Raw genomic sequence first — 566 nt, 5'->3', positions numbered from 1 at the left:
GACTGTCCGGAAACAGGGACGAACTCCATTTCAGCATTGCCGGGGTCACCAAGACAATCCCAACGCGTGAATTTACCAAGCCCTTGTCGATAGCCCTCATCATCGGGACACCAAGACCAAGGTCCTTCTCGCTGAACCACACACGGACGCCACACGATTCGAGTAGATCATAGAGTTCCTTCGCCGACCCCTGCCTGTCATCCCACGCATGACAGAGAAACACACCTCGAAGGTCAGGTTGCGAGACCGCTAGGTTCTCCACGTTATCGCGAACGGGTGTGAGCGCCTGCACCTGCTCCGATGTGTACCATACACCCGAGCTTGCTTTCGACCAGCGTGGCTTTGCTGTCCGATTTCCCGATCCACCAATGCTCGGTCGGCTGCTGGGCGCTGAGGAGGAGTAGGAAGGGGAAGCTTATGAGGTGTAGTTGTTGTAGCCGCCCCCATAGCCACCGTAACGGCTATAGCGGCCCCCACATGCAGGGCAATCGGCTGCGGCGGCCGATGAGCGATGACCCCTTACTGGCGAAGTGCATCTAGTTGTGAGTTCTGAGAAGGTTGTTCAT

The 566-nt window shown here is 57.1% G+C and carries 1 protein-coding gene; it reads right to left on the bottom strand.

All coding sequences use genetic code 11. The features are described 5' to 3' along the window. A partial coding sequence (locus E1297_RS51105; RefSeq protein ID WP_368669420.1) for a toll/interleukin-1 receptor domain-containing protein occupies positions 1–262 on the bottom strand: 262 nt, incomplete at its 3' end. Between the last annotated feature and the right edge of the window lie 304 nt (positions 263–566).

The organism is Roseibium sp. RKSG952, from assembly GCF_009711355.1.
The sequence above is the reverse complement of the archived record's forward strand: the minus strand, read 5'-3'. Positions and strand labels throughout refer to the sequence as shown.